Raw genomic sequence first — 12549 nt, 5'->3', positions numbered from 1 at the left:
CATAACTTATGAATGGATTAGAAATAGCAGTGATTGGAGTAAGTTGTAGATTTCCAAAATCTACCAACCTAAGCACGTATTGGAAAAATCTTATCGACGGAAAAGAACTGATTTCATTTTTCTCCGATGAAGAATTGCGCAATCTTGGAATTGATGAATCGCGTATACAAGACGCCAAGTTTGTAAAAGCTTCTGGTGTATTGAACGATGTCGATTGTTTTGACGCTAATTTTTTCGATTACACACCAAAAGAAGCGCTCAGAATGCATCCTAGTACGCGAATATTTCACGAATGTGTGTGGCACGTACTCGAAGATGCTGGCTACGATCCGTTTACCTACAAAGGGCTAATTGGCATGTACGCGGGAAGTTCGCAAAGTATAGATTGGAACTTTGATGCTTTTCAAAACGCAACCAGTGATACCGAAAAATACCAAACATACATTCATTCGCCACAATTTATGGCATCGCGTTTGGCTTACAAAATGAACCTCAAAGGACCAGTTTCTTTACTAAATACAGCTTGTTCTACTTCGTTAGTTGCCATCCAAGAAGCTTGTAAAAGTTTACTTATTGGAGAATGTGATATGGCGATTGCCGGCGCTGTTTCAGTACACAAATCAATCGCTCCAGGATACGAATACCAAGAAGGCATGATTATGTCTGTCGACGGACATTGCAAAGCTTTTGATGAAACTGCCACAGGAACGGTTCCAGGTGATGGCGCAGGAACGGTACTATTAAAGCGCTATGAAGAAGCTGTAGAAGATGGCGATCGTATTTATGCAGTTATCAAAGGTGGCGCTGTCAACAATGATGGAAATCGAAAAGTTGGCTATACTGCTCCAAGTATTGAAGGACAAATACAAGTAATTCAATCTGCTATTCAAGTTTCGGAAATTGAACCCGAAAGTGTTTCGTTTATTGAAACGCATGGTACAGGAACAAACATTGGCGATCCTATCGAAATAGAAGCACTAAAAACAATATATGGAATGTCCAATCGTACAGAATGCTACTTAGGCGCATCAAAAACGAACTTAGGACATTTAGATGTTGCCGCAGGAATGGCAGGTTTCATCAAAACGGTTATGGCATTACACCACAAAAGCATTCCTCCTACCTTACATTTTCAAACGCCAAACAAGAAAATTCAATTTGAAAAAACACCGTTCCAAATCAACACAAAAGCTATTGATTGGACTTCACAAGAAACACCCTTACGCGCAGGAATTAGTGCTTTTGGAATTGGTGGTACCAATGCGCACATCATACTTGAAGAAGCGCCTAAACAGGAAAAACCAACCAATACAGAAGAAGCGTATGCCATTCAGCTTTCCGCAAAATCGTTAGAATCCTTACAAACTATAAAGCAAGAACTATCAACGTATATAACTACACATCCTGATGTTGCACTTGGAGCTATTGCTTATACACTCAACAAACGTGCTTCACTTCCAATCCGTGAAAGTTATCGTTGTAAAACTATTGAAGAATTACAAAATCACTTACAAAAAGTAGTGACTGCCAGCATTCCGTCACAAAAAAAGAAATTGGTATTTATGTTCTCAGGACAAGGTTCACAATTTCTTCATATGGGAAAAAATCTGTATGAAAACAATGCTTTCTTCAAACAACAATTAGATGCATGTTTGCAAACATTACAAAACTATACAGGAATTGATTATAAGGAAATTTTATATCCTGAAAATCCTGAAAATGCAACATCTCAAATAAACGAAACGGTATACACACAACCGCTTTTATTTTCTTTTGAATATGCGCTAACACAATACTTACTACATGTAGGTTTGCAACCCGATTATATGATTGGACATAGTTTAGGAGAATATGTCGCTGCAAGTATTTCGGGCGTTTTAAAACGTGATGATGCGCTAAAACTTATTGTAGATAGAGCAAAACTAATGCAATCCATGGAAGCGGGAACAATGATTAGTGTCATGCTTTCTGCTGCTGAGGCGGAACAATACACAAACGATCACGTTTCTATAGCTGTCATCAATACGCATAAAAGTTGTGTACTTTCTGGAACTCATGAAGCCATCCAGAAATTACAAACTGTTTTCAAGGAAAAAGGCATCATTTCCATTCCATTAAAAACATCGCACGCATTCCATTCGCACATGATGGAAAATATGTTAGATGCCTATTTACTAAAGCTAAAAACCGTTTCCAAAGGAAATATTCAAATACCATACATCGCTAATACTACTGGAGAATTCATCACTCAAAAAATGATTGCTGATCCTGCTTATTGGACAAATCATTTACGAAATACGGTACATTTTGCGAAAGGTATCGACACGCTAAAAGAAGAAGGAACCACCTTATTTTTAGAAATTGGTCCAGGAAACACACTAACTAGTATTGTAAAATCGCACTTAGGAAGAAATTACAAAGACATTGCTTGGAATACAACCAAAAAAGCTACCGAAACGATCAATGACAACGAACTGCTTTTGCAACGAATGGGAATGCTTTGGGAAAAAGATTTTATAGCAACAATTCCGTGGCAGACTCCAAACGAAACAAGATCAGTCATCACATTGCCTGCCTATCCGTTTGCAAAAACAAAGTTTGAAAAGAAAACACAAACGTATCGCACAACAACGAAAGAACTTAGGTATTATACTCCAACTTGGATTCGCAGAAAATTGCCAATTAGTAGTGAAGAGCATGAATCAGATACAACATGGTTGCTTTTTACAGATAAAACATTGCTCAGTAAAGCATTGCTAGAAAATGAATTCTTTCAGAATAAAAAAGTACGCATTGTTCAGCGAGCAGAAACTTACAAACAACTTAGTGATACGGAACTACGTATTGATCCAACTGACGAATCACATTATCAACTCATTTTCGATCAAGTAAACACGAAATCATTAGAAATCGTTTACGCATGGAATCTTGAAACGGTAGACGACATTCCTATAAATGATCAAATGTACGCGTCATTTTACAACCTACATCGATTGGTAAAAGCGAGTCAATCCATACACAAAGCGACACAAATTCATATACGCCTAATAACCGATTCGCTTTACACGATACTTGGAAACGATAGTACAAACGCTTTGCAATCTATCATACAAGGTATGTTGATGGCTATTCACAAAGAATTTGAACACATTAGCACAAGTACAATAGACATTCAACTCACAACTAAAATCATTGATGAAAGTACTGCTGCTGAACTTGTGAAAGAATTTAAATCGAATCAGAAAAAAACAGCCACGGCTTACAGAAATGGACATCGCTGGATTCAAAGCTATGAAGAATATGATGTTTCCAATACAAAAATCACTACTGCGAAAAATGGTAATACGTACATCATTACTGGTGGATTGGGCGCTATTGGCTTAGCAGTTGCATTGCATATTGCTAAGCAAGCTACGGCTAACATTATACTGATCAATAGAAGCACAAAAGGTATTGATTCAAATGAAAGTTGGACAGCACAATATGAAAATGCTTCTACAGAAGAAACAAAACAGTTACTACAACAACTAATCGCTATAGAAGCATTGGGCGCAACTACAGAATTAGTAATTGCAGACATTACAGAAAAAGAAAGTATTGCAACTGCTTTTGCAACGATAAAACAGACCTACAATAACATCAATGGTATATTTCATGCCGCTGGAATTGCCGATTATGGAGGTTTCTTACTGCACCGAACTGAAGAATCAATACAACAAGTATTGGCTCCAAAAATAGAAGGAACGTTGCATATAGCAGAAGCCGTAAAAGATGAAAAATTAGACTTTTTCATACTATTCTCGTCGCTTGCATCTGTGTTTGGAGCTTACGGACAAGCTGCGTATGTTGCCGCAAATAACTTCTTGGACACATTTGCAAAAAACACCAACTATCTACCAAATTGCAAATTGGTTACGAGTGTCAATTGGACAACTTGGAAGCACATGGGAATGGCAGCTCCAAAAAAAAGAACGAATCAATCAATTGACGAAATCAGCATCACAAAAGAACAAGGTGTAACAGCATTACAAACCATTCTATCATTGCAAGAATCACAAATTATTGTCCTCGATAGAACCCTGAAACAACTACAAGAAGAAAGTAAAAACTTCTTTCAACATAGACTTCATAAAAATGAAAATACGGTAAAAACAGAACAACTAACGAGAACTGCATTAGGTCTAGATGGCACGTTTATAGCGCCTGAAGGAAAACTAGAATTGCAACTAGCAAAGTTGGTAGCAGCGCAAGTTGGTATCTCAGAAATTGGTGTACAAGACAACTTTTTCGAATTGGGATTGACTTCGTTAGACATTACAGAGTTGAATGGAAAAGTAAAAGAAATTACAGATGAAATAATTACAATTACAGATTTCTTCAATCATCCAACCATCCGTGAATTGGCAACGCATATAGCAGGAAACATTCCTGAAGAAGAGATTGTTGAACAAGAAGATAGTTTAGACATCTTAAACCGATCATTATCTTTTTTTAACCTGAATAATGAGCAAGAAAATGAGTAAGAAAACAGCACTAACAGGAATGGAAATTGCCGTCGTAGGCATGCACGGTAAATTTCCAGGCGCAAAAAATATAGCAGAATTTTGGGAAAATCTTTGCCAAGGAACAGAAAACATTACATTCTTTTCTGAAGAAGAAGCGAAGCAAAAAACGTTTCACAAAGGCATCACTACAGCAGAAAATCATGTGAAAGCTAAAGGCGAAATCGAAGATGTTGACTGTTTTGATGCGCGTTTTTTTGGATACGCTGCAGCAGAAGCTAAAGTGATGCATCCGCAAACGCGATTATTTCATGAATGCTGTTGGGCTGCCTTGGAAAATGCAGGCATGAATCCTGAAAATTTAAAAGAAAAAGTTGGATTGTTTGGTGGAAGCTCTTCCAGTTATGAATGGAGAAAAGAACTGGCAAAAGCAAGCGCGACACCTTTTGACGAATATGCAAACGCATTGCTAAGTGATAAAGATTTAATGATTTCACGAGTTGCACACAAACTCAACTTAAAAGGTCCTGCAATAGCTGTTCAAACGGCTTGCTCTACCTCTTTAGTCGCTATTCACTTAGCTTGCCGATCGTTACTTATGGGCGAATGCAAATCGGCTTTGGCTGGTGGTATTTCTGTCAATTTACTAAACGAAGGCGGATACATTCATGAAGAAGGCATGATTCTTTCGCCAGATGGACATTGCAGACCGTTTGATAATGCTGCAAGCGGAACGGTATTTAGTGATGGTGTTGGTGTGGTTGTTTTAAAACGCTTAAACGATGCCATTGCGAATAACGATACCATTCATGCAGTCATAAAAGGCTCTGCGATCAATAATGACGGACATCAAAAAGTTGGATATACAGCACCAAGCTATCAAGGTCAAAAAGAGGTCATAAAATCAGCGCTTCATATGTCTAGAGTTGCGCCTGAATCTATCAGTTACATTGAAACGCATGGAACAGGAACATTTTTAGGCGATCCTATCGAAGCAAAAGCGTTAACAACTGTTTTCAAAGATCAACAAGAAAAAACGTGTGCATTAGGTTTTGTAAAAGCAAACATTGGACATTTGGATGCCGCAGCAGGAATAGCTGGAATGATCAAAACAATACTGTGTTTGAAACACAAATCGATTCCTCCACATCCAAATTTTAAAAATTTAAATCCTGAAATACACTTCAAAAACAGTCCTTTTTTCATCAATGATACGTTGATACACTGGAAAAATGAAAAGTTTCCATTAAGAGCTGGAGTTAGTAGTTTTGGTATTGGCGGTACAAATGTGCATATCATTCTAGAAGAAAATTTACAAGAAGAAAAAAATAATACAACTGATAAAACACAACTGCTTACGTTTTCTGCCAAAACAAAAGAAGCATTACAAGCACAACTGAACATACATACCGAGTTTTTCAAAAAACATCCAACAGTACATCTTGGAAATGTTGCTTATACACTTTCCAAAAAACCACAATTTAAACACAGAGCTGTCATTATCGCAAACAATATTTCGGATGCTATTGCACAACTAGAAGCCGAAAACTGGATAACGAATGATACCAATCAAGATACTTTACGTGATGTATCTGAAGAAAATAATAAGCTAAAAACGCATGCTTTAGTATGGTGTCAAGGAAATGATTTAGATCGAAAAACCATAGATCTTAATCAACACTACAAACTATGTGAGTTACCATCATATCCGTTTGCGAAAACTAAATTTCCATTAAAAATTAAACAGTCGTCTGATGCTGAAAAAACCGTCGAAAAAAGTACAAAATCTCAGGAAATTAACGATTGGTTTTATACTACCGAATGGACACGTGCTACTGCTCCACTAAAAACGAAGCTTGAAAATGATCGCACACAAAAATGGTTAATATACTATGAAGAAAGTTCGTTCAACGCTGTTCTAATTCAAAAAATAAAAGAAAAAAATACGACGGTACTTCTTGTCAAAAAAGGAACTGCATACACAAAATCTGACGCACACAACTATACAATTTCTAGTACAACTCCTGAACACGATCGTTTGGTGACAGACATCTTATCTGACGGACATAAAATTGATACTATTCTATATTTATGGAATGATTTCGAACATGAAACAAATGCATTTGTAAACTATATAGAACTTCTCAAAACCGTGACAAACAAAGACGCTTTTGCAGAAAATGCCGTGGTCAGTTCACTTTCCAACAATGCTTTTGATGTCATCGGAATAGAAACGAATATAGCGCCAATAAAAAGTACCTATAGCGGTTTGGCGAAAGTCATCAACAACGAATTTGCATCACTACAAGCCAAACATATTGATATCGCTTTAGTTGAACATATTGAGACGCTGAATGATGCTAACGCGTACGCTGAAAAGATCCTTTCAGAAATCAACAGTACAGCTACAGACGCGCTAATTGCGTATCGTGGAAAACATCGTTGGATTCAAAAAACGAGCAAACTAAACTTAGAAAGCACGAAGGAAACTGCTATCAAAATTAAAGAAAAAGGAGCCTACATCATTACTGGCGGATTAGGTGGTGTTGGACTTGCACTGGCTTCTTTTTTAGCTAAAGAAAGTAAATGTACGCTCGTATTGACCACTCGAAGTGCTTTTCCTGATAAGAAGAATTGGGAAAAAGAAATACACAATGAAAATACGCCTACCAAGCAAAAAGAAACAATCGCCAAACTCTTGGAAATTGAACGTTTGGGAGCAGAAATCATGATTAGTACCGTAAATATTGCGGACGAAGAAAACATGCGTCAACTTTTTGATACTGTCAAAGAAAAATTTTCTGCAATTAACGGAATCATTCATGCAGCTGGAATTGCTGACGGAAGTCTCATACGATTCAAAGAAACGGAACAAGTACTAAATGTGCTTGAAGCCAAAGTGCAAGGAACACTGGTTATTGACAAACTCATACAGAAAGAAAATCTAGATTTTGTCATCTTATGTTCGTCACTAAGTTCGTTACTGGGCGAAATTGGGCAAGCTGCTTACGTTGCCGCAAATGCGTTCATGAATCATTATGCACAATCAAGACAGCATACAAAAACAACGCGAATTATTTCAATTCTGTGGGATCGTTGGTTACAAACAGGAATGGCTCAAAAAACAGCAGCTATCTACGAAGAAGAAACTTCCACGGATTTAATTGGTGTGACGGCAACTGAAGGTGTTGCAGCTTTTAAAGAAGTTCTTTCTCTCAACATTCCTACGATTGCCGTATCTGTAACAGATTTAGAAACACGAATTAGTTCGGAAGCTGAACGTTTGCAATCATTTTTAGGCGAAACCAGCAAGGAAGAAATTAGCGAAAAACTATCGCAAACGCAAGTACAACAAGGAGTTAGTGATATTTTTGAAAAAATACTTGGCGAACGTCCACAACTTAATGAAAACTTCTTCGAATTAGGAGGCGATTCGCTAAATGCATTGCGATTGCTTTCCATGATTCAAAAACAATACAAAACGGAACTTTCCTTGGAAGTATTCATGGCAAATTCGACAGTGGAAGCCATCACAACACGCATTATGACGGCGCAAGATTCCTTTAGATCAAGTGAAATTCCTTCCGTTGAAAAAAGTACACAATACACGGTTTCGTCTGCTCAAAAAAGAATTTATGTCCTGCAAGAATTAGATCGAACAAACGTTTCCTACAACATGTTGCAAGTAGTCCGCGCTAGTCATATGAAAATTGATCGCTTGCAAAACGCGTTTCAAAAATTACTAGAACGCCATGAAATTCTTCGTGCCTACTTTGTATTAGATCAAGGAATTCCTGTGATGAAAATACAAGATACGGTACCGTTTGCCATCGAAGAATATTCACATGATTCAGGAAATTTAGCAACAATCATACAAAAATTTGTACGTCCATTTGAGTTAAACTCACCTTCGCTGATTCGTGTGGGAATGCTTCAAAATGAGCAAGAAACCATCTTGTTGGTAGACATGCATCATATCATTTCGGATGGTGTTTCGCTAAACATTTTAATACGTGATGTCATGGCGTTGTATGAAGATGAAACGCTGCAACCATTAACGATTCAGTATAAAGATATTACGGCTTGGCAATTGCAAAAAGAATATCTCGAAAGTTTAGATGCACAACGAAATTTCTGGAAAGAAAAGAAACTGGAAACCATTGCTCCGTTGCAATTACCAATTGACAAAGCACGAAAAAAGAAAAGTACTAACGGTAAAATTTTCCAATTTGAACTTTCGAAAGCGCAGCAACAAAAATTACAAGAATTTACAAAGAAACACGCGTTCACAAATTTCAATGTATTGCTAAGTACTTTTTACTTGTTACTGTCTAAATTATCGAATCAAAAAGAAATCATAGTTGGAACTTCTGTTGTAGGAAGATCGCATCCTGACATGGAAAAATTAGTTGGATTGTTTGCAAATACAATTCCGTTAAAAGCAACGATAACAGCGACAACGACTTATATTGATTTTATTAAAAATGTAAAGCTAGAAGCAGATACTTGTTTCGAAAACCAAGAACTTCCATTTGAAGAATTGGTGGCCGACATATCCCATTCATGGACGGCAGATCGAAATCCACTATTTGATGTCATGTTTGATTTCAAAAAACAATCAAATATCCTTAAAAGCGATTCGAGTGGATTAGTTATTGAACGAATTACCGACTTTGAAGCGCATCAAACTACGTCTAAATTTGATCTTTCGCTCACAGGTTTTGAAAGCGACAAAGGCATTCGATTCAATTTAGAATATGCAACTGATCTTTTTCTAGATACATCAATAGAACGCTATGTGGCTTATTTCAATGAAATTCTTGCGTTGTTAATTGAAACGCCAACTTCAAACATTGCAACAGCATTTCAGCTCAATGCTACAGAAAGTGCATTTTTACAAACCTACAATGCTACTGAAAAACCTGAATATTTAGGAAAAACGGTATTGGATGAATTCAACAAACAAGTACTTCGCGTACCAAACGAAATTGCTATTGTACATGGAAACTCCAACATAAGCTACAAGGAACTCGATGAAAAATCGAACCAATTAGCGCATCATTTACTAAATGAGTTGCAGATACAAACGGGCGATGTAGTCGCAACAGTTGCCGATAGAAGCATCAATTTACTCATAGGTATTTTAGGTATCCTAAAAGCTGGCGCTGCATTTGTTCCAATAGATCCAACATATCCGGAAGAACGCATAAATCTCATCCTACAAAATGCAAACATACAAACAGTGCTCACGGAAACATCCTATTTCTTTGAAATTGCCATTGCTGCCGAACATGTATTTGCATTAGATGCAGAATTAGATCATATCGCACAACCAATTACGTCGCCAGAAATTCAGATTACAGCAAACCAATTAGCCTACATCATTCACACTTCAGGAACAACTGGCGTTCCGAAAGGCGTTATGATTTCGCATGAAAACTTGTGCAATTACGCATTATGGGGAAAGGAAACCTATTTGGATGAAACACATGTTTGTTTCGCTTTCTGTACTTCGATAGCTTTCGATTTAACGATGACGTCCATTTTTGTACCATTGGTTAGCGGAAATACTATTGAAGTATATTCTGACAAAGAAACGCCAGCAGCATTGATGACAACAATTATCAAAGACGATCGCGCGCATGTGATAAAGCTTACACCTTCGCATCTGAAAATTATAAGCAACTATTTTCAAGAACGTGGAATTTCCAACACCAATTTGAAATGTATGATTGTCGGTGGAGAAGCATTTTCAGCAGATAGTGCTTCAAAAATACATACATTATTTAATGGAAATGTTACGCTGTACAACGAATACGGACCTACAGAAACCACCATTGGTTGTTCGGTGCAAAAATTTAATAATCAGACACATACAGGAGTTAGTGTTCCGATTGGAAAACCTGTTGCCAATACGAAAATTTACCTCTTAAATGATACACTAACGCAAGTTCCACTTGGTGTTTTTGGAGAAATCTATGTTTCAGGTAACAGTGTTGGTTTAGGATATTACAACAATCTAGAAGAAACTCAAAAACGATTCATAAACAATCCTTTTGAGCCGAATACAACAATGTATAAAACGGGCGATATTGCTAAGTTTTCTGCCGATGGCGAGTTGATATATTTCGGAAGAAATGATGAACAAGTGAAAATTCGTGGTTTTCGAATTGAAACGGCGGAAATAGAAAAAGAACTCCGTACACTGTATCCACAATTTCAAACGGTATTGGTTGTTGCAAAAGAAGATTCACATGGCGATCAGGTTTTATACGCATACTACATTTCTGATGAAAAAATTAAAGAAAAAGAAATACGCGACAAATTAGCCGCACGACTTCCATCGTATATGATTCCGAATCATTGCATGCACATTTCGGAAATTCCAATTACGAGTAACGGAAAAGTAAAATTCAGTGAATTGCCAAATGCTTCCAACAAACAAGCGGAACAACATGAACAAGCAATCTCTACAACGGAAATAGAACTGACTAAAATTTTTGCCGATATTCTCGATCAAAATCCTGAAACTATTGGTGCAACAAGCGATTTCTTTGATCTTGGTGGACAATCACTAAAAGCAGTCACACTCAGTACACGTATCTATGAAGTTTTTAATGTAGACATCAGTTTACACGAAATTTTTAAACAACCAAATGTACGTGCATTGGCGGCACATGTTGACAACGCGGAACATACTATTGAAAAACAACCAATTGTAAAAGTAGCGCCGAAAGACTATTACACAACGTCCAACGCACAAAAAAGAATATTTTTAGAATTGCAGTTGCATCAAAATAGTACGATGTACAATACGGCACTAAAAATTCCTTTACAAAACATTGATGCCAAAAAATTAGAAACGGCATTCAACAGTTTAGTAGAACAACAGGAAGCTTTGCGCACGTCTTTTCATATCATTGACAATGAAGTAGTGCAGAAAATTCATGAAAAAAGCAGCATTCCATTTCAAGTCAAAAGTCTTGATTCGTATGACGCGCTGCAACAAATGGAAACTACATTTCTACAACCTTTGCAGTTAGAAAATCCTGAATTGGTTCGTATGGTATTAGTACAATTGCCTGAAAACAAAAGCGTATTATATTTTGACATTCATCATATTATTTCGGATGCTATTTCTGCAAAATTATTAATTCACAATCTGCTTGATTTGTATCACGGAAAACCAATAGAAACTGCCGATATTTCCTATAAAGATTATGCGGAATGGGAAGCTTCTCAAATTGAAAACCAACCAATTTCCGATTTCTGGAAACAGCAGTGCAACGATGCAAAACCTGTAAACTTACCGTATGATACAAATCCAAAAGAAGCATCAGAATCGTTACTTGGCAACGAAGAAAATTTTGTCTTACCAATAGATAAAACAGCACAACTCAGACATTTATGTAAGAGTAACAAACTAACAGAAGCCACCGTACTTTTGGGCGCTTTTGGAATATTGCTGTCAAAAATTAGTGGACAAGAAGATATCATTGTAGCAACACCATTTTCAGAGAGATTTCAAGAAGAAACCAAAAACGTTGTTGGAATATTTATCAAAACATTTCCTGTACGAATGTTTCCAAAAAGTGAGCAATCTATTCTGGAATTTTTTAAAGAAATACAAACTGAAGTATGGAATATTCTGGAGCATCAAAAACAAGCTGTTGATGGCACATTGAATATTCCTAATGATGACTTCTTATACGATATTTTATTCGCATACCAAGAAAATGAAGGTTTGGTAACGGCATTGCAACAAAATAGATTGTACGATGAAACACAAACTATTGAAGCGATTTTTAATGAAGTAAAATCTAAATTGATTTGTATGATTGATGATCAAAACGATACAATTCAGCTAAAAATTGCTTACAGAAAAGAACTCTTTCTAAAAGAAACTATTATCCGATTAGCGACGTATTATCAAGAAATCATTGAGCTAATTACGAAGTTTGAAGCAACTAAAATAGAAGACATTCAGCTTCAAAATCAATTAAACGAAGTGAATACGGAATTACCTAATATGGACTTTGATTTTTAA

2 protein-coding genes are annotated in these 12549 nt (G+C 36.6%); both read left to right on the top strand.

The annotated features are described in order from the left end of the window. The first annotated feature begins 8 nt into the window (after window positions 1–8). Complete coding sequence (locus tag AA089_RS17915; protein ID WP_046758366.1) at window positions 9–4523, top strand: type I polyketide synthase; 4515 nt, start codon at window positions 9–11, stop codon at window positions 4521–4523. Next, window positions 4516–12549: a hybrid non-ribosomal peptide synthetase/type I polyketide synthase gene (locus AA089_RS17910; protein WP_162200459.1), complete on the top strand. Its 8034-nt coding sequence runs from the start codon at window positions 4516–4518 to the stop codon at window positions 12547–12549. The genes AA089_RS17915 and AA089_RS17910 overlap by 8 nt, the downstream gene beginning before the upstream one ends.

The organism is Kordia jejudonensis (assembly GCF_001005315.1).
In the GTDB taxonomy this organism is placed as follows: domain Bacteria; phylum Bacteroidota; class Bacteroidia; order Flavobacteriales; family Flavobacteriaceae; genus Kordia; species Kordia jejudonensis.
Note: the sequence above shows the minus strand (reverse complement) of the source record. Positions and strands in the feature narration are given on the sequence as shown.